This window comes from Streptomyces sp. NBC_01546, assembly GCF_045208355.1.
Taxonomy (GTDB): Bacteria; Actinomycetota; Actinomycetes; order Streptomycetales; family Streptomycetaceae; genus Streptomyces.
In genome coordinates this window covers 3,624,176-3,641,687 of sequence record NZ_CP109379.1, presented here as the reverse complement: position 1 = coordinate 3,641,687, position 17,512 = coordinate 3,624,176, and the positions used below count along the sequence as shown (strand labels likewise).

Here is a 17,512-nt window from a genome sequence, read left to right as displayed (position 1 = left end):
GGCGGTCAACCCGCCGCGCGCGGAAGCCGGCGTTCCCACGTGCGGTGGAAGACCACCTCGTCACCCTCCCGGCACACGACCTCGTTCGACGTCAGGAACCCGCCCTCGTCGCACGAGATCTCCGACCGGGTCTCGACCCGCGCGTCCCAGCCCCGTTCCGGCCGGTGGAGCCGGATCCGCCAGTCCGAGCGGGTCCGGGCCGACAGCGGGTCCGCGTCCTGGATCTCGTACACCTCCAGCGCGTCCTCGCTGAACTCCAGGCCGTCCGGGTACACCCGCGTGCCCCCGTACCGGGGATCCACCTCCAGCCGCCAGGTCCCCCGCGCGACGTCCCGTACGACCAGCCGTTCCGGACGCGGCTCGTCCAGCGTGGCCGGAAACACGACCCCCAGCGGCTCCGCCTGCTCCGGCGCCTCGAAGAGGATCCCCTCGTCCGAGGCGGCCGGAGACGAGCCGGCCGGAGACGAGGCAGAGGACCCGGCCCGCACCGGCAGCGTCAGCGCGCTGCCCGCCGGGTCCAGGGTCCAGCCCGCCTCGGAGCCGGCCCGCGGCCAGATCCACGGCCAGTAGGCGGAGGAGACGGCGAGCCGGATGCGGTGCCCCGGCGCGAAGGCGTGGCCGATGCCGTTCAGCTCGAAGGTGACGTCCTCGTACGAGCCCACCGGCCACGGCACGGCCCGCTCCCGGCCCTGACGGGCGGACAGGTTCAGGGCGCCCCGCGTGACCAGCGTCGAGGAGCCGTCGGCGGCGACGTCGCAGAGCCGGGCCACCACCTGGCCGTACGGGACGTCCAGCCGGAGCCGCAGCGTCACCGACGGCCGCCCCAGGATCTCCACCGGCTCCCCGGCCGCCACCGGGAACTCGAAGCACGCCGACTTCGCGTCCTCCTCCCGCTGGTCCGGCGGCAGGTCGGCGTCGTTGCCGAACGGGAAGAAGCGGCCCGCGTCCAGCCCGGTGTGCTGCGGGGAGGCGACGGCCACCGGCGCGCCCTGGAACCCGTACGAGACCGGGACCACCGACGGCGAGGGCCAGGCCTTCTCCCCGACCCAGCGGCCCGGGAGTTCCCCGTACGAGGTCGCGGGCGGATGGGAGCCGCTGATCCAGGAGCGCAGCAGCGGCTCGTCCAGCACGCCGTTGTCCTCGCCCCGCAGCCAGTGGTCCCACCAGCGCAGGGTCTCCTGGAGGAAGCCGATGGACGGGCCCGGCGGCAGCCCGCGGTCGGGATACTGGTGGGACCACGGGCCGATCAGGCCGCGCACCCGCGAGGACGGCAGCGCGGAGACCAGCCGCAGCACGGTGTCCCGGTACGGGTCGTGCCAGCCGCCCACCGCGAGGACCGCCGCGCCGATCGCGGAGTAGTCCTCGCAGACGCTGCCGTGGCGCCAGTAGGCGTCGCGGGTCTGGTGCGAGAGCCAGGTGTGGATCAGCGGTTCCACGGATTCCAGCCGTGAGAGCCACTGCTCCCGCCAGCCGTCGCCGACGAACTCCGGGTCCGGCGGGCGGGAGGCGAAGGCGAGCATGGTGGCCGCCCACGCGTGCATGTCCACGGCCAGCACGGAGCCGCCCATGTAGTGCACGTCGTTGTCGAACCGGTCGTCCGACGAGCACACGGTGACGATCGCCTTCAGCGGCTCGGGAGCCAGGGCGGCGATCTGGAGGGAGTTGAAGCCGCCCCAGGAGATGCCGAACATCCCCACCGACCCCGTGCACCACGGCTGCTCCGCCAGCCACTCGATCACCGCGACCCCGTCGGCCAGCTCGCGCGCGTCGTACTCGTCGCCGGGACGGCCCCCGCTGCACCCGTGGCCGCGTACGTCCACGCGGACCGAGGCGTAGCCGTGCCCGGCGTACCAGGGGTGGCGCTGCCAGTCGCGGGGCGCCGTCCAGTCGGTGAGCCGGTACGGGAGGTACTCCAGCAGCGCCGGTACGGGCTCCTTCGTCACCGGGCGCCAGATCCGGGCGTAGAGCTCCACCCCGTCGGCCATCGGGATCCGGACGTCCTCGCGGGTGGTCTCGTACGGGAAATCGGTGCGGATGATCATCAGGTCTCAGTCCCCACATGGCCTCAGTGGACGGGGTGCATCGTGCGCCGCAGCCAGGGCGCGAGCGCCAGCACGGCCAGGCCCGCGGCCACCGCGATCCCGCCGTTGACGCCGAAGTACACGGGGTTGGACACCTCGCCGTAGAGCTTCACGACCTGTGCCTGGATGCCGTTGGCGAGCGCCAGGGAGAGGAACCACAGCGCCATGGTCTGGCTCCCGAAGGCCTTCGGGGCGAGTTTGCTGGTGGCCGACATGCCCGAGGTCTCCAGCAGGACGTCGCCGAGCCCGAGCAGCAGGTAGGAGCCGACGATCCACCAGGCGGCCATCTGGTAGGTGTCCCCGCTGTGTCCCGAGGTCGGGACGACCATCAGCAGGAAGGACAGGCCGCCCAGGATCACACCGATGGCGATCTTGTTCGAGGCGTGCGGCTGGCGGTGGCCCATACGGGCCCACAGGGCGGCGACGACCGGCGCCAGGGCCACCTCGAAGGCGCCGAGCGCGGAGGCGTACCAGCTCGCGGGGAACTCGAAGCCGAGGATCGTGGTGCGGGCGTTGGTCGAGGCCAGCAGCATCATCGTCGAGTAGGCCTGGAAGAGGATGAAGTTGAAGGCGACCGAGGCCAGGAAGAGGACCACGTACGGGCGCAGCCGCCCGCGCTCCGCGGCCGTCACCCGGGGGCTGCGGAACATGACGGCGAAGTAGACGACCGGGGCGATCACCGAGACGAGGGTGAGCAGGTCGACGAAGCGGCCCATCGTCAGCCATCCGGCGACGGCCAGAAGGGTGGCGCACGCGGCGAATACCAGACAGCCGCAGATGATCTTCGTCACGGCCGAGCGCATCGCGTCGGGCGCCAGCTCGTATTCGGCGGAATGCTTGCGTCCGGCCAGGTGGCGGCGGCCCAGGACGTACTGGATCAGGCCGGCGGTCATACCGATGGCGGCGGCGGAGAAGCCCCAGTGCCAGCCCTTGTGCTCGCCGAGCCAGCCGGTGATCAGCGGTCCGGCGAAGGCGCCGATGTTGATGGCCATGTAGTAGAGGGCGAAGCCGGCGTCGCGCCGGTCGTCGTCCGTCCGGTACAGCTTGCCGACCATGGTGGCCACGTTCGGCTTGAGCAGGCCGGTGCCCGCGCTGATCAGGCCGAGGCCCGCCCAGGTCATGCCTGCGGTCGGCACGGCCATGGCGTAGTGGCCGCAGGCGATGAGGATGCCGCCCCAGAGCACGGCGCGGTACGAACCGAGGATGCGGTCGGCGAGCCATCCGCCGGCGACGGAGACGAGGTAGACCATGGTCCCGTAGGCAGCCGAGACGGAGGCCGCGGTGCCCGGGTTCATCCCCAGTCCGCCGTTCGCCACCGTGTCGGCGAAGTAGAGGACGAGGATGGCCTGCATGCCCAGGAACGAGAAGCGCTCCCAGACCTCCAGTCCGGACAGCGTCGCCAGCCCCCGGGGGTGTCCGAGGAAGGCGTGGTCGTCGCGGGGTGGCGGCTGGTCAGCCTCCGGGTCCGCGGGTTCCTCTATATCGGTCGAAGTTCTGGACAAAACGCATTCTCCGGTTGATTCGGCTCCTCACGAACATACCGGTGTGCTTCGGGCGCTGCGCGGGTGGCGACCGGACAGGCGCTCTCGGTGATCGAAAACAGACCCGATACGCTGGGTTGAGTGATGGCAGCGACACATCGACAATCCAGGTGATCGTCAACGTGATCGTCAGCAGACAGGAGTACCCCTCGTGACCGTCGTCGGGCCGTTCGGACTGAGCGTGCGGGACCAGGCTCTTGAGACCGATGTCCAGGCCGGACTGGCCGCCGTCGAGGCGGGTCTGCTGGAAGCCACCAAGAGCGAAGTCCCCTTCATCACCGAGGCCGCACAGCATCTGGTGCGGGCCGGTGGCAAGCGTTTCCGCCCGCTGCTCGTGATGCTGGCGTCCCGGTTCGGCGATCCCTACGCACCCGGAATCGTGCCGTCCGCGGTGGTCGTGGAGCTCACGCACCTGGCGACCCTCTACCACGACGACGTCATGGACGAGGCCGACGTACGCCGTGGGGTGGAGAGCGCCAACACCCGCTGGGGCAACTCGGTTGCCGTCCTGACGGGTGACTTCCTGTTCGCCCGCGCCTCGCACATCCTGGCCGACCTCGGGCCGGAGGCCGTACGCATCCAGGCCGAGGCCTTCGAGCGGCTGGTGACGGGTCAGATCCTGGAGACGGCAGGCCCGCGCGACGGCCGTGACCCGGTCGCGCACTACCTCGACGTCATCGCGGGCAAGACCGGCTCGCTGATCGCCGTCTCCGGCCGCTTCGGCGCGCTGATGTCCGGCGCCGACGAGTCGGTCGTCGACATCCTGACCCAGTACGGCGAGCGGCTCGGCACCGCCTTCCAGCTCGCCGACGACGTCCTGGACATCGCCTCCGACGCGCACGAGTCCGGCAAGACCCCGGGCACCGACCTGCGCGAGGGCATCCCGACCCTGCCCGTGCTGCGGCTGCGCGAGATGGCCGCCCGCGACGGCAACCCGGACGACCTGGAACTCGTACGGCTCCTGGACGGGGACCTGACGGACGACGCCCGCCACGCCGAGGTGCTCACCCGGCTGCGGGCGCACCCCGCGCTGGAGCAGGCCCGCCGCGACACCATCCGCTACGCGGAGGACGCGCGGGCCACGCTCGCGCCGCTGCCGGAGTGCTTCGCGAAGTCGGCGCTGGAGGAGCTCTGCGACGCGGTGGTCCACCGGGCGGGCTAACGCCCTCGATGCGCCTGCAATACCGGAACGGGCCCTTCCGCCCCGTCGACCCCTACGGGTCGGGGCAGAAGGGCCCGTTCCGTGTCATCCCACGGTCGTACGCGCAGTTGCGTCCGGGGACTGACGCTTCCCGGCGGCCGTTTTGGTCAGATGGAGTCATCAAACCCCACCAGATCGGGTGAGCGCGGCGACACGGGGGTCGCCGCCGTCGACACAGAGGGCAGGGCACTGACATGGCAGCGAACACGAAGACTTCTCGCAAGGTCGCCCGGTACGCCGTACCGGTCGCGGTGGCAGGTGTGGCCGCGGCGACCGTCGCGATGGTCCCGGCCTTCGCCAACGCCGGCGGACCCGACCTTCCGAAGGTAACGGCGCAGCAGCTCATCGAGAAGATCGCCGCGTCGGACGTACAGGAGCTGTCGGGCACCGCCAAGATCAGCACCGACCTGGGCCTGCCGAAGATCGCCGGCGGCCTGCTCGGCGGCAGTGGCGTCGCGACCGGCTCCGCCGCTCCGGAGGACAAGGTCGCGCAGCTGGCGAACGGTACGCACACCTTCCGGGTCGCGGCCGACGGCCCGGACCGCCAGAGGCTGACCTTCCTGGACGGCAAGGACGAGTACAGCCTCATCCACAACGGCAACGACGTGTGGGGCTACGCCTCCAAGTCGAACGAGGTCTTCCACGACAAGAACGCCGGCGCCGGGGACCAGAAGAAGACGGCCGACCGGCTCGGCGCCTCGCCCCAGCAGCTGGCCGAGGAGGTCCTGAAGGCCGCTGGTCCGACCACGGAGGTCGGTGTGGGCGACACGGCGCAGGTGGCCGGGCGGGACGCCTACCAGCTGGTGCTCAAGCCCAAGCAGGCCGGTTCCACGGTGGGCTCGGTCCAGATCGCGGTCGACGCCAAGAACGGCGTGCCGCTGCGCGTGCAGCTGCTGTCCTCCCAGGGCGGCAAGCCGATCGTGGACGCGGGCTTCACCAAGGTGGACTTCGCCAAGCCGGCCGCCGACACGTTCGCCTTCACCCCGCCCAAGAACGCCAAGGTGACCGAGGGTACGGACGGGGCCCACAAGGGGGAGAAGGGCAAAGAGTTCAAGGCGCTGGAGTCCTTCCCGGGCCTGGACGCCCTGACCGGCGGTGCGAACGGCAAGGGCGACGTGAAGGTCCTCGGCGAGGGCTGGGCCACGGTGGCGCAGATCAACACCGGGGCGGGCCAGAACCTGAAGGATCTGGAGAACGACAAGAACGCGCCGAAGGAGGCGAAGCAGTTCCTGAGCTCCCTCGGGGACAAGGTCTCCGGGAAGTTCGGCGAGGGCCGGTTCTTCTCCACCCGCCTGGTCAACGCCCTGATCACGGATGACGGCAAGGTCTACGTCGGCGCGGTCACCAAGGACCAGCTGGTGAAGACGGCGAACTCCGCCAAGTAGTCCGCCAGGCAATTCGAACGTCCGAAGGGTGGGCGGGGACTGTGTCCCTGCCCACCCTTCCGGCATTCCCGTCCTGCGTACAGCAGGGCCGCTGTACGGTGTTGAGCATGTCGAGACACGTCACCATCCGCCTGGACGAAGAGTTCCATGAACGCCTGAAGGCGCGCGCGGCGGCGCTGGGGACGACGGTCACCGCGCTGATCACCGAGGTCACGGAACGCGAACTCGACGAGGACCGGAAGAACTTCCTGTCCGGCATAGAGGAGTTCGCCGACCACTGGAGCTACTTCCAGGAGCGGTTCGGCAATTGAAGATCACCATGGAGTGGGCCTGGACCGCTCTGGCCCACCATCTCCCGTCCGATCCCGCCGTCTGGGACCCCTCCGGGGTGGCCGCCGCGGTCGCCCGGCACCAGAACGACCTCGTCCTGGTGCCCGAACAGCCCGCCCCGGACACCGCGTGGCGGGCCGCCGCGTTTCTGCACACCCTCGCGGTGTGCCCGGCGCTGGAATCCCCGATGAACGAGTTCTACGCCGCCGCCGCGACCCGCTCGTATCTGCGCGTGGCCGGGGCCAAGCAGCTGCCCTCGCCCGAGGTCCTGGGTGATCTGGTCGAGGCGGCGAAGCTGGGCCTCGCGGACATCGGGGCGGTGGCCGAGGAGCTGCGGGCCCGCATACAGGACCCGCAGCCCGCCTCGCGCGGCTAGGACCGGCAGCCCTAGAAGGTGATCTTCCAGCTGTTGATGTAGCCGACGTCCTGCGCGGCCACGTCCTTGACCTGGAGCTTCCAGATCCCGTTGGCCACCTCGGAGGAGGCGTTGACGGTGTAGGACTGGACGAGGTTGTCGGCGCTGCCACCGCTGCGGTTGTGCAGGTTGTAGACGGTGCCGTCGGGGGCGACCAGGTCGACCACCAGGTCACCGCGGTAGGTGTGGACGATGTTCACGTCCACCTTGGTGGTGGCCGGCGCGTTGCCCGTGACCCCGGAGACCGTGATCGGAGAGTTCACGGCGGCTGCCGGGGAGTCCGGGATGTTCACGTCCGCCGTGTTCTCGAAGGACGGGCCCGGCGGGACCGGGGTGGCCGCCCCGAGGTTCCAGACCGCGTAGGCGATGGCGTCGGCGTTGCGGTCCAGGGCGGTGTCGTTGATGTTCGCCGTGCTGTCGCAGGAGGAGTGGTAGCAGCGGTCGAAGGCCTGACCGGAGGTGCCGCCCCACTTCTGCGCCTGGGCCGCCGTCTTGGTGTAGTCGGCGCCGGAGAACAGGCCGCCGACCGGGATGCCCGCGCTCTTGAAGGGGGCGTGGTCGGAGCGGCCGTCGCCCTCGGTCTCGATCTCGGTGGGTATGCCGAGGCCGGCGTAGTAGTTCTTGAAGGTCTGCTCGATCGTCGGGTCGTCGTCGTAGACGAAGTAGCCCGGGTTCGGCGAGCCGATCATGTCGAAGTTCAGGTAGCCGGAGATCTTCGCCTTCTCGGCGGCCGGCAGGTTGTTGACGTAGTACTTCGAGCCGATCAGGCCCAGCTCCTCCGCGCCCCACCAGCCGAAGCGCAGGTGCTTCGTCGGCTGGAGACCGGCGCGGGAGACGGCGAGCGCGGTCTCCAGGACCGCCGCGCTGCCGGAGCCGTTGTCGTTGATGCCGGCGCCCGCGGTCACCGAGTCCAGGTGCGAGCCGGACATCAGGACCGAGTTCGGGTCACCGCCCGGCCAGTCGGCGATCAGGTTGTAGCCGGTGGCGCCGCTGGAGGTGAAGGTCTGCAGGGTGGTCGTGAACCCCGCCGCGTCGAGCTTGGCCTTCACGTAGTCGATCGAGGCCTTGTAGCCGGCCCGGCCGTGGGCGCGGTTGCCGCCGTTGTTGGCGGCGATGGTCGAGAGCTGCGAGAGGTGGGCCTTGACGTTGGCCAGCGGAATGTCGGGCGGCGTCGGCGCCGCGGCGACCGCCGTCGGTGCGGCCAGCGCGGCGGGAGTGGTGGCGGCGAACAGGCCGGCGACCGCGAAAGCGGTCACGGCAGCAAGGCGCCGGGAGACGGACAGGCTCATGTGGGGGCTCCGGGATTCCGCGGGGATGTGACGGAACGATGGGGATAGAGCAGGTGAGCGATAGTGCGTCTGTGCGAGCCCGATGGTCAGTGAGAGTGTGACAGTCCGTCAAGACCACAATTCGGTCAGGGCAGTTCGGAAAACGGACGATCCCCGCTACGGGGGTTCCGTAACGGGGATCGTGGGGGTCGGGTGCCCGCTGGTGCGGGCTCTGTTCAGGCCCTGCTCGGGCCCGGCGCGGGCTCCTGCGCGCGCTCGCGGGCCGGCACCGCGACGGTGGCCGCCGCCACGGCGAGCGCGGCCCGGGAGCGGCGCGCCCTGCGCAGTGCGTCCCAGGTCAGGAGCGCGAGCGCGGCCCACACCAGGGAGAATCCGGCCCAGCGCTCGGGCGGCATCGCCTCGTGGAAGTAGAGGACGCCGAGCCCGAACTGGAACACCGGGGCCATGTACTGGAGCAGTCCGAGGGTGGACAGCGGGACCCGGATCGCCGCCGCCCCGAAGAGCACCAGCGGGATCGCGGTGACGAGTCCGGTCGAGGCCAGCAGGAGCGAGTGTCCAGTGCCCTGCGAGGTGAAGGTGGACTGGCCCTGCGCACCCAGCCACAGCAGGTAGCCGAGAGCGGGCAGGAACAGTACGGCCGTCTCGGCGGTCAGCGACTCCAGCCCGCCCATGTTGAGCTTCTTCTTGATCAGCCCGTACGTCGCGAAGGAGCAGGCCAGGACCAGCGAGATCCACGGCGGCCGCCCGTAGCCGATGGCGAGCACCAGCACCGCGGCGAAGCTGATGCCGACCGCCACCCACTGCGCGCGGCGCAGCCGCTCACCGAGCACCAGCACGCCCATCGCGATGCTGACCAGCGGATTGATGAAGTAGCCGAGGCTCGCCTCGACGACGTGGCCGTTGTTGACGGACCAGATGTACAGGCCCCAGTTCACGGTGATCACCGAGGCGGCGAGCGTGGTCAGCCCGAGCTTGCGGGGCTCGCGCAGCAGCTCCCGTATCCAGCCCCAGCGGCGCAGCGCGAGCAGGGCCAGCCCGACCACGGCCAGGGACCACACCATGCGGTGGGCCAGGATCTCGATGGCGCCCGAGGGCTGGAGCAGCGGCCAGAAAAGGGGGACCAGCCCCCACATTCCATACGCGCCGAATCCGTAGAACAAACCCGCGCGCTGGTCGGTCTCTGCCTTCACGGGGCCTCCTGTACGACTTTCAGCCAACCTCACGACGGTAGCGCCGTACGGGCCAGATGTCATGCCCGTCAACACGAGATACTCATGACATCTGAGTGAAACCCCCGGAGGGCAGCGGCGGCGGTCAGGCCAGGGCGGCGGCGATCGCCTCCGACACCGGGGTCGTCGGCCGCCCGATCAGCCGGGCCAGGTCCCCGCTGGTCCCGGCCAGCCGGCCGCGCGCGATCGCCGCGTTCACGTCGACGATGATCGCGGCGAAGCCCTCGGGCACTCCGGCGCCGGTCAGGATCGCCAGGTGCTCGTGCGCAGGGACCCCGGAGTAGGCGATCTCCTTGCCGGTCTGCGCCGACAGCTCGGCCGCGTACTCCGTCAGGCTCCAGGCGGTGTCGCCGGAGAGCTCGTAGACCCGGTTCAGGTGGCCCTCCCCGGTGAGCACCGCGGCCGCGGCGGCCGCGTAGTCGGCCCGCGCCGCCGAGGCGATCCGGCCCTCGCCAGAGCTGGCGACGACGGCGCCGTGCTCCAGGACGGTGGGCAGCTCGCGCGTGTAGTTCTCGTGGTACCAGCCGTTGCGCAGGAAGGTGTACGGGATCCCGGACTCGAGGATGGCCTGCTCGGTGGCCGTGTGCTCGGCCGCGAGGTCGAAATCGGCCTCGGGGCCGCCGAGGATGCCGGTGTAGGCGAGCTGCGCCACGCCCGCCGCCTGCGCGGCCTTCAGTACGGCGGTGTGCTGGGCGACGCGGCGGCCGATCTCGTTGCCGGAGATCAGCAGCACGCGGTCGCCGGCCCGGAAGGCGGCGGCCAGGGCGGCCGGGTCGTCGTAGTCGGCGACGCGTACCTCGACCCCGCGTCCGGCCAGGTCGGCGGCCTTCTCCCGGTCGCGGACGACGACGGCGACGCGGTCGGCCGGGACCCGTTCCAGGAGCTCGTCGACGACGAGACGGCCGAGGGCTCCGGTGGCGGCGGTGACGACGATGCTCATGATTGCTCTCCTCGTGAGGTGGCGATAACACCACCCTACGGTAAGCGCTAACTTTTAGAAAGCATTCAGGGTCGAGAGTGTCGCCATGCACCGGAGCCCGGATCTCCTGAGAGATCCGGGCTCCGGTTTCACGCGTCGTACGGGTTACGGGGTGCGGGTCAGCCGACGACCGTCCAGGTGTCGTTGCCGGCCAGCAGGGTGGCGAGGTCGCCCTTGCCGCTGCGGTCGACGGCGGTGTCCAGCTGCTCGGCCATCAGAGTGTCGTAGACGGGCCGCTCGACGCTCCGGAACACCCCGATGGGGGTGTGGTGGAGGGTGTCGGGGTCGGCCAGGCGGGAGAGCGCGAAGGCGTTGGTGGGGCTGGCGCCGTACGCGTCGTGGACCAGGATCCGCGACTCGTTCCCGGGGGTGACCGTGACGACCTGGAGGTCGCCGGTGGCCGGGTCGCGGACGACGCCCTTGTGGCCGTCGGTGCCGAACCGGATCGGCTGCCCGTGCTCGAGGCGGATCACGGCTTCCTGCGCCTGGTCCTTGTCCTTCAGGACCTCGAAGGCGCCGTCGTTGAAGATGTTGCAGTTCTGGTAGATCTCCACCAGCGCCGTGCCCTGGTGGTCGGCGGCCGCGCGCAGCACCTCGGTGAGGTGCTTGCGGTCGGAGTCCACCGTCCGCGCCACGAAGGAGGCCTCCGCGCCGATGGCCAGGGACACCGGGTTGAACGGCGCGTCCAGCGAGCCCATCGGGGTGGACTTGGTGATCTTGCCGACCTCGGAGGTGGGGGAGTACTGCCCCTTGGTCAGACCGTAGATCCGGTTGTTGAACAGCAGGATCTTGAGGTTGACGTTGCGCCGCAGGGCGTGGATGAGGTGGTTCCCGCCGATGGAGAGCGCGTCGCCGTCGCCGGTGACGACCCATACGGACAGGTCGCGGCGGGAGGTGGCCAGACCCGTGGCGATGGCCGGGGCACGGCCGTGGATCGAGTGCATCCCGTAGGTGTTCATGTAGTACGGGAAGCGGGAGGAGCAGCCGATGCCGGAGACGAAGGCGATGTTCTCCTTCGCGAGGCCGAGCTCGGGCATGAAGCCCTGGACGGCCGCGAGGACGGCGTAGTCACCGCAACCGGGGCACCAGCGGACCTCCTGGTCCGACTTGAAGTCCTTGGCCGACTGCGCGGCCTCGGCCTTCGGGACCAGCGACAGCAGATTCGGGGCGTCGGTCACCTCAGTCATTGATGGCCTCCTCGAGAACCTTCGCGAGCTGCTCCGCCTTGAACGGCATTCCGTTGACCTGGTTGTACGACTGGGCGTCCACCAGGTATTTCGCCCGGATCAGGGTGGCGAGCTGCCCGAGGTTCATCTCCGGCACCACTACCTTCTCGTAACGCCTCAGAGCCTCGCCGAGATTCCTCGGGAAGGGGTTGAGGTGACGCAGGTGGGCCTGGGCGATCGGGTGGCCGGCCGCGCGCAGACGCCGGACCGCGGCCGTGACCGGGCCGTAGGTGGAGCCCCAGCCCAGGACGAGGGTGCGGGCCTGGTCGGGGTCGTCGACCTCCAGGTCGGGGACCTGGATGCCGTCGATCTTGGCCTGGCGGGTGCGGACCATGTGGTCGTGGTTGGCGGGGTCGTACGAGATGTTGCCGGTGCCGTCCTGCTTCTCGATGCCGCCGATGCGGTGCTCGAGACCGGGCGTGCCGGGGACCGCCCACGGGCGGGCCAGGGTCTCCGGGTCGCGCTTGTAGGGCCAGAACACCTCGGTGCCGTCCGCCAGCTCGTGGTTGGGGCCGGAGGCGAACTGGACCTTGAGGTCGGGCAGGTCGGCGATGTCGGGGATCCGCCAGGGCTCGGAACCGTTGGCGAGGTAGCCGTCGGAGAGCAGGAACACCGGGGTCCGGTAGGTGAGCGCGATCCGGGCCGCGTCCAGCGCCGCGTCGAAGCAGTCCGCCGGGGTGCGCGGGGCGACGATCGGCACCGGGGCCTCGCCGTTGCGCCCGTACATGGCCTGGAGCAGGTCGGCCTGCTCCGTCTTCGTCGGCAGGCCGGTGGAGGGCCCGCCGCGCTGGATGTCCACGATCAGCAGCGGCAGCTCGAGGGAGACCGCCAGGCCGATCGTCTCGGACTTCAGGGCCACGCCGGGTCCGGAGGTGGTCGTCACGCCCAGGGCCCCGCCGAACGCGGCACCCAGGGCCGCGCCGATGCCCGCGATTTCGTCCTCGGCCTGGAAGGTCCGCACGCCGAAGTTCTTGTGCTTGCTCAGCTCGTGCAGGATGTCCGAGGCCGGGGTGATCGGGTAGGAGCCCAGGTAGAGCGGCAGATCCGCCTGCCGGCTCGCGGCGATCAGACCGTAGGACAGGGCCAGGTTCCCCGAGATGTTGCGGTAGGTACCGGTCGGGAAGGCCTGGGTGGCCGGGGCGACCTCGTAGGAGACCGCGAAGTCCTCCGTCGTCTCCCCGAAGTTCCAGCCCGCGCGGAACGCGGCCACGTTCGCCTCGGCGATCTGCGGCTTCTTCGCGAACTTCTGCCGCAGGAACTTCTCCGTACCCTCCGTCGGCCGGTGGTACATCCACGACAGCAGCCCCAGCGCGAACATGTTCTTGCTGCGCTCGGCCTCCTTGCGGGAGAGCCCGAAGTCCTTCAGCGCCTCGACGGTGAGGGTGGTCAGCGGGACCGGGTGGAGGTTGTAGGCCGCCAGCGAGCCGTCCTCGAGGGGGGAGGTCTCGTAGCCGACCTTGGCCATGGGGCGCTTGGTGAACTCATCCGTGTTGATGATGATCTCCGCGCCGCGCGGCACGTCCCCGATGTTCGCCTTCAGGGCGGCCGGGTTCATCGCGACCAGCACGTTCGGGGCGTCCCCGGGCGTGAGGATGTCGTGGTCCGCGAAGTGGAGCTGGAAGGACGACACGCCCGGCAGGGTTCCGGCGGGGGCGCGGATCTCGGCGGGGAAGTTCGGGAGCGTCGAGAGGTCGTTGCCGAACGACGCCGTCTCCGAGGTGAACCGGTCACCGGTGAGTTGCATACCGTCACCCGAGTCACCCGCGAACCGGATGATCACACGATCAAGCCGGCGGACTTCCTTGCCGCCCGGACTCGCAGAGGTGCGCTGTCCTGCGACAACGGCACCCCCAGCCCCGTCGGCCTGCTCGGCCGGGCTACTGACCTGGCTGGTCACTGAACTGGACCTCCTTCGAGGCGTGGGCACCCCCAGAACCAACCCTACGTCGGTCAGCTCTCCGGGGGCGGCCACATTCTGGACCGTTGGACCGCCCTTCGAGACAGCCCGACCGGTATGCCTTATCTGACAGAGTGTCAGTCGATCATGATTTGAGATAGGTGAGAACGGCCAGTACACGCCGGTGATCCCCGTCACTCGGCGACAGGCCCAGCTTCATGAAGATGTTGCTGACGTGCTTCTCCACCGCTCCGTCGCTCACGACAAGCTGCTTCGCCACGGCGGAATTGGTGCGTCCTTCGGCCATCAGGCCCAGTACCTCGCGCTCGCGCGGCGTCAGCCCCGCCAGCACGTCCTGCTTCCGGCTGCGGCCGAGCAGCTGGGCGACGACCTCGGGGTCCAGGGCGGTACCGCCCCGTGCCACCCGGACCACCGCGTCCAGGAACTCTCGTACCTCGGCCACCCGGTCCTTGAGCAGGTACCCCACCCCGGTGGTGGAACCGGCCAGCAGTTCGGTGGCGTACTGCTCCTCCACGTACTGCGACAGCACGAGCACCCCGATCCCGGGATATTCGCGGCGCAGCCGTACGGCGGCCCGTACGCCCTCGTCGGTGTGCGTCGGCGGCATCCGTACGTCGGCCACCACCACATCCGGCAGCTCGTCCTGAGCCGCCAGGTCCGACACGGTCTTGATCAGGGCTTCCGCGTCCCCGACGCCCGCCACGACGTCATGCCCCCGATCGGTCAGCAGCCGGGTCAGGCCCTCCCGCAGCAGCACCGAATCCTCGGCGATGACCACCCGCACCCTGTCTTCCACGATTCAGCAGCTCCCGCGTCCACTCATCCCGCACTCCCTGGCTCAGCCAAGCATCCCAGCCTCGAGGCCGGATCCAGGCAGAGCCGGGACAACGGGTGGGCGCCCGGGGGGAGTTTTCGCACGCGGTGAAAAACGGACGGGTCCGGGCCGCTCGGCCCGGACCTCGGCGTGGCGTCGTGGCGTCGTGACGCCGCTATGTCGCGGTCGCGGTCGCCCGTCAGCCGCTCACGCCCGCCAGGGGAGCTCGGCGGTCACCGTGGTCCCCACACCGGCGGGGGAGTCGACGACCAGGACCCCGTCCACGGCGTCCAGCCGCTCGGCCAGCCCCGCCAGCCCGGTCCCCTCCCCGACGCTCGCCCCGCCCCGGCCGTCGTCGGCGACCTGGATCAGCAGCCGCTCCCCGGACTTCCACATCTCCACGCTCGCGACCTGTGCCCGCGCGTGCTTGCTGATGTTCTGCAGCAGCTCCGAGACCGTGAAGTACGCGATCCCCTCGATCGCCGCCGTCGGCCGGGCCGGGAGGTCCACGGTCACCCGTACCGGAACGGCACACCGCGAGGCCACCGAGGACAGCGCCGCGTCCAGGCCCCGGTCGGTCAGCACCGCCGGGTGGATCCCGCGGGCCAGGTCGCGCAGCTCCTGGAGGGCGATCTTCACCTCTCCGTGGGCCTCGTCCACCATCCGGGCGGCGGCCTTCGGATCCTCGGTCGCCTTCTCCTTCGCCAGCCCCAGGTCCATCGCCAGGGCCACCAGCCGGGCCTGTGCCCCGTCGTGCAGATCCCGCTCGATGCGCCGCAGGTCGGCGGCCGCGGTGTCCACGACCACCCCGCGGTCGGACTCCAGCTCGGTCACCCGGGTGGCCAGCCGGGACGGCCCGAGGAGCCCGCCGACCATCACCCGGTCGACGGTGGTCAGCGCCCGGATCACCCACGGGGTCGCGAGGGTGAAGGCCAGCCCGACCAGGCAGGTGAGGGCGATCTCGGCGGGGGAGTCGAGATAGAAGGAGTAGTCGCCGTTCTGGAAGAGCTGAAGCCCGGGCTGGTCGGTGTAGGCCGGGAAGACCCAGAACCAGAGCGGATACAGCAGGTAGGCCCACCCGGACGCCCAGAACACCAGCGCCACGCAGAAGCCGAAGACCGCCCACGGGAAGTGGATCACGCAGTACAGCACGTGCCGCCAGGCGCTCCCGCTCTTGAGCAGCGCCCCCATCGCGGAAAGGGCCCCGCGCTTCCTGGCCCGGATCGGCGCCGGATCGGCGATGTCGGTCCCGAGCAGGACGCGCACCCGGGTCCGCTCCAGACGGCCGAACCCGCGGCACATGGCGAGCACACCGGCGAGGACCGGAACCCCGAGGAAGGTGACGAGCAGCCCGGCGCCGGAGCTCAGGCCGGCGAGGGCCAGCGAGAAGTACAGGATGCTCAGCGGCAGCCCGATCAGCAGGTACCCGAACTCGCGCCAGGTCCGCCGTGCGACGGGAGCCCGCACCACCGCCCCGAAGCCACTGCCGCTGTCACTGCCCGTGCCCTTGCCGTCGTCCATGTCCCGACCCGCCCTTCCGTCTCCGCGCTACCCCTCCACCCTGTCGCCCCCCACCCCGCCGAACCATGCGGCGTGTCGGCCTCTGCACCGGGGGGTTAACCCCACCCCGGCCAAATCCAGCCGGGCCGGCATTTGAGGCGCGGGGTTCGGGGCGGAGCCCCGGTCTCTCTTCAGCCCTACGCCGCCCCATCCAGCCCCGCCTGGGGGTCCCCCCGGACGGAGTCTGGGGGAGTTTGAGGCGCGGGGTCTGGGGCGGAGCCCCAGCAGCCGGGCCGCGCCCGGAAACGCAACCGGGACCCCCGTCCCACCCCGGACGGGAGTCCCGATCCCAACCCCGACCCCGGACTACCCGCGGCCGCGCCACGGCAGCTCCGCCGTCACCACCGTCCCCGCCCCCTCGGGAGAGTCCACGACGAAGACCCCGTCCACCGCCCCCAACCGCTCCGCGAGCCCCGCCATCCCGGTCCCCCCGGACATCCGCGCGCCACCGCGCCCGTCGTCCGACACCCGGATCAGCAGCCGTTCCCCCGCCCGCCACACCTCCACGCTCGCGCCCCGCGCCTGCGCGTGCTTGCTCACGTTCTGCAGCAGCTCCGACACGACGAAGTACGAGATCCCCTCGATCGCCTCCGCCGGCCGCGCCGGCAGATCCACCGCCACCTTCACCGGCACCACGCACCGCGCCGCCACCGAGGACAGCGCCGCGTCCAGGCCCCGGTCGGTCAGCACCGCCGGATGGATCCCGCGCGCGAGGTCCCGTAGCTCCTGGAGCGCCAGCTTCACCTCCCCGTGGGCCTCGTCGACCATCGCCGCCGCGCCCTCCGGGTCCTCCAGCAGCTTCTCCTTCGCCAGGCCCAGCCCCATGGCCAGGGCCACCAGCCGCGCCTGCGCCCCGTCGTGCAGATCCCGCTCGATGCGCCGCAGGTCGGCCGCCGCGGTGTCGACCACCACGCCCCGGTCCGACTCCAGCTCCGCGATCCGCCGTTCCAGGTCGTCGGAGGGCGACAACAGACCCCGCACCATCGCCCGGTCCGCGTTCGCGAGCATGCGCACCAGATACGGCAGCACCGGCCACAGCACGAACAGCCCGGCCAGAGCTACCGTGAAGGTGAGCACTCCCCACGGGAGCCGGACCAGCTGGTACAGCACCGTCCGCCAGCCGACCGGGTCCTTGATGCTCGTCCACAGCCAGGGGAAGAACCCGCCCGCCCGCCGCGGGCCGGGTATCGGCGTCGGCTCGTCCACCCGTACGCCCAGGAGCGACCGGGCCCGTGCCCGGTCCAGCCGTCCCAACTGCCGAGACAACCAGAGACCACATGCGAGCAGTGGAAGTCCGATCGCGGTCACGGACAGACCGCCCGTTCCCACAACCATGACAACCGCATAAAGGAATCCGACCATCGCCAGCGGCAGGTTGCTCACCAGGTAGGCGATCTCCTTCCACGTCACGGCACTGAAGACGGCGCGGACGGGGGGCGGCCGGTCGTTGTCGGGGAGGTCATGGGTCGTGGTCATGCGGCACAGCCTGCCAAGGGCCGTCCGCCGACGCCATGGGGTGGCCGGGGTGCTGTGAACGGGGGATA

At 70.6% G+C, this 17,512-nt stretch carries 14 protein-coding genes; 4 read left to right on the top strand and 10 right to left on the bottom strand.

Features of this window, described 5'->3' with window-relative positions:
• Positions 1–5: 5 nt before the first annotated feature.
• Together OHA89_RS16475 and OHA89_RS16470 are read right to left on the bottom strand one after the other, a co-directional pair.
• Positions 6–2,042 carry a CocE/NonD family hydrolase gene (locus OHA89_RS16475; RefSeq protein ID WP_406366485.1) on the bottom strand — a complete coding sequence of 679 codons (2,037 nt, stop codon included), beginning with the start codon at positions 2,040–2,042 and terminating at the stop codon, positions 6–8.
• 23 nt (positions 2,043–2,065) lie between these two features.
• Positions 2,066–3,583, bottom strand: coding sequence for a peptide MFS transporter (locus tag OHA89_RS16470; RefSeq protein WP_406366483.1), 1,518 nt, complete (start codon positions 3,581–3,583; stop codon positions 2,066–2,068).
• Between the two features lie 190 nt (positions 3,584–3,773).
• Between OHA89_RS16470 and OHA89_RS16465 the strand changes: the two genes are divergently transcribed.
• From OHA89_RS16465 to OHA89_RS16450, 4 genes are all read left to right on the top strand, one after another.
• Positions 3,774–4,784 carry a polyprenyl synthetase family protein gene (locus tag OHA89_RS16465; RefSeq protein WP_215145641.1) on the top strand — a complete coding sequence of 337 codons (1,011 nt, stop codon included), beginning with the start codon at positions 3,774–3,776 and terminating at the stop codon, positions 4,782–4,784.
• 233 nt (positions 4,785–5,017) lie between these two features.
• Positions 5,018–6,208: a sigma-E factor regulatory protein RseB domain-containing protein gene (locus tag OHA89_RS16460; RefSeq protein WP_266608283.1), complete on the top strand. Its 1,191-nt coding sequence runs from the start codon at positions 5,018–5,020 to the stop codon at positions 6,206–6,208.
• A 107-nt stretch (positions 6,209–6,315) separates the two neighbouring features.
• A complete protein-coding gene (locus OHA89_RS16455; protein WP_229337077.1) occupies positions 6,316–6,519 on the top strand; it encodes a ribbon-helix-helix domain-containing protein in 204 nt (67 codons plus the stop codon).
• Positions 6,516–6,914 carry a hypothetical protein gene (locus OHA89_RS16450; RefSeq protein ID WP_251064845.1) on the top strand — a complete coding sequence of 133 codons (399 nt, stop codon included), beginning with the start codon at positions 6,516–6,518 and terminating at the stop codon, positions 6,912–6,914. The genes OHA89_RS16455 and OHA89_RS16450 overlap by 4 nt, the downstream gene beginning before the upstream one ends.
• 11 nt (positions 6,915–6,925) lie before the next feature.
• Here OHA89_RS16450 and OHA89_RS16445 read toward each other — a convergent pair whose 3' ends face one another.
• The 8 genes from OHA89_RS16445 to OHA89_RS16410 form a co-directional block, all read right to left on the bottom strand.
• Positions 6,926–8,242, bottom strand: a complete 1,317-nt coding sequence (locus tag OHA89_RS16445) for a M28 family metallopeptidase (protein ID WP_266608275.1) — start codon at positions 8,240–8,242, stop codon at positions 6,926–6,928.
• Positions 8,243–8,457: 215 nt separating this feature from the next.
• A complete protein-coding gene (gene rarD / locus OHA89_RS16440) occupies positions 8,458–9,432 on the bottom strand; it encodes an EamA family transporter RarD (RefSeq protein ID WP_266608273.1) in 975 nt (324 codons plus the stop codon).
• A 124-nt stretch (positions 9,433–9,556) separates the two neighbouring features.
• Positions 9,557–10,411 carry an SDR family oxidoreductase gene (locus OHA89_RS16435; RefSeq protein ID WP_266943554.1) on the bottom strand — a complete coding sequence of 285 codons (855 nt, stop codon included), beginning with the start codon at positions 10,409–10,411 and terminating at the stop codon, positions 9,557–9,559.
• A 158-nt stretch (positions 10,412–10,569) separates the two neighbouring features.
• Positions 10,570–11,637, bottom strand: coding sequence for a 2-oxoacid:ferredoxin oxidoreductase subunit beta (locus tag OHA89_RS16430; protein ID WP_406366481.1), 1,068 nt, complete (start codon positions 11,635–11,637; stop codon positions 10,570–10,572).
• Positions 11,630–13,573 (bottom strand): 2-oxoacid:acceptor oxidoreductase subunit alpha, encoded by a 1,944-nt coding sequence (locus tag OHA89_RS16425; RefSeq protein WP_406366479.1) that lies wholly within the window; start codon positions 13,571–13,573, stop codon positions 11,630–11,632. The genes OHA89_RS16430 and OHA89_RS16425 overlap by 8 nt, the downstream gene beginning before the upstream one ends.
• Positions 13,574–13,718: 145 nt before the next feature.
• Positions 13,719–14,378: a response regulator transcription factor gene (locus OHA89_RS16420; protein WP_308296728.1), complete on the bottom strand. Its 660-nt coding sequence runs from the start codon at positions 14,376–14,378 to the stop codon at positions 13,719–13,721.
• Between the two features lie 237 nt (positions 14,379–14,615).
• Positions 14,616–15,929 (bottom strand): sensor histidine kinase, encoded by a 1,314-nt coding sequence (locus OHA89_RS16415; RefSeq protein WP_406366477.1) that lies wholly within the window; start codon positions 15,927–15,929, stop codon positions 14,616–14,618.
• A 345-nt stretch (positions 15,930–16,274) separates the two neighbouring features.
• Positions 16,275–17,444, bottom strand: coding sequence for a sensor histidine kinase (locus tag OHA89_RS16410; protein ID WP_266608262.1), 1,170 nt, complete (start codon positions 17,442–17,444; stop codon positions 16,275–16,277).
• Between the last annotated feature and the right edge of the window lie 68 nt (positions 17,445–17,512).

What these genes read in the sequence shown, in the direction of transcription:
- OHA89_RS16430 (WP_406366481.1), bottom strand. Translation starts at nt 11,637, where the DNA reads ATGACTGAGGTGACCGACGCCCCGAATCTGCTGTCGCTGGTCCCGAAG.
- OHA89_RS16415 (WP_406366477.1), bottom strand. Translation starts at nt 15,929, where the DNA reads ATGGACGACGGCAAGGGCACGGGCAGTGACAGCGGCAGTGGCTTCGGG.
- OHA89_RS16460 (WP_266608283.1), top strand. Translation starts at nt 5,018, where the DNA reads ATGGCAGCGAACACGAAGACTTCTCGCAAGGTCGCCCGGTACGCCGTA.
- OHA89_RS16455 (WP_229337077.1), top strand. Translation starts at nt 6,316, where the DNA reads ATGTCGAGACACGTCACCATCCGCCTGGACGAAGAGTTCCATGAACGC.
- OHA89_RS16475 (WP_406366485.1), bottom strand. Translation starts at nt 2,042, where the DNA reads ATGATCATCCGCACCGATTTCCCGTACGAGACCACCCGCGAGGACGTC.
- OHA89_RS16445 (WP_266608275.1), bottom strand. Translation starts at nt 8,242, where the DNA reads ATGAGCCTGTCCGTCTCCCGGCGCCTTGCTGCCGTGACCGCTTTCGCG.
- OHA89_RS16410 (WP_266608262.1), bottom strand. Translation starts at nt 17,444, where the DNA reads ATGACCACGACCCATGACCTCCCCGACAACGACCGGCCGCCCCCCGTC.
- OHA89_RS16435 (WP_266943554.1), bottom strand. Translation starts at nt 10,411, where the DNA reads ATGAGCATCGTCGTCACCGCCGCCACCGGAGCCCTCGGCCGTCTCGTC.